Origin of the sequence: Mesorhizobium sp. M6A.T.Cr.TU.017.01.1.1, assembly GCF_004023115.1 — a bacterium.
Taxonomy (GTDB): domain Bacteria; phylum Pseudomonadota; class Alphaproteobacteria; order Rhizobiales; family Rhizobiaceae; genus Mesorhizobium; species Mesorhizobium mediterraneum.
Map to the genome: position 1 here is coordinate 1 of NZ_RZTA01000284.1, position 515 is coordinate 515.

General features: G+C 61.6%; 1 protein-coding gene. It reads right to left on the reverse strand.

Features of this window, described 5'->3' with window-relative positions; genetic code table 11:
* Positions 1-515, reverse strand: a 515-nt coding sequence (locus EOB36_RS34015; protein ID WP_206637243.1) for a GMC family oxidoreductase N-terminal domain-containing protein, incomplete at both ends; no start/stop codon positions are given.

A 515-nucleotide genomic window follows, 5' to 3' on the forward strand; every position in this document is an offset into this window, starting at 1 on the left:
CGCCTTCCCTGATCACGTTGACGCCGGTGACGCGCTCGCGTTCAATCGCCAGATCAAGAACCTCGACGCCTGACAATATCCGTAGATTCGAGCGGCCGAGAATCGGCCGGACAAAGGCGCTGTAGGCCGAGAAGCGCTCGCCTCTGTTCTGGGTGACGTTGTAGATGCCGAGGCCGAGTTGGCCACCGGCATTGAAGTCGCGGTTCTCGGGCAGGCCTACGCCTCTGCCCGCCTCAACCCACAGGCTGGATACCACGTTGGGATCGCGCGGATTGTCGACCAGCAATTCGCCGTCGAATCCGTGATAGGCGGGGCTCTGCAACAGGCAGTTCCGCTCCAATTTCTTGAAGACGGGCAGGACATCGGCATAGGACCACCCGGCACAGCCAAGCGCTGCCCATTCATCGTAGTCCTGCGCGGCGCCACGAATATAGACCATCGAGTTGATCGAACTCGACCCGCCAAGAACCTTGCCCCGGTTGACCGGTATGCGGCGGTTGTTGAGCAGCGGCTGC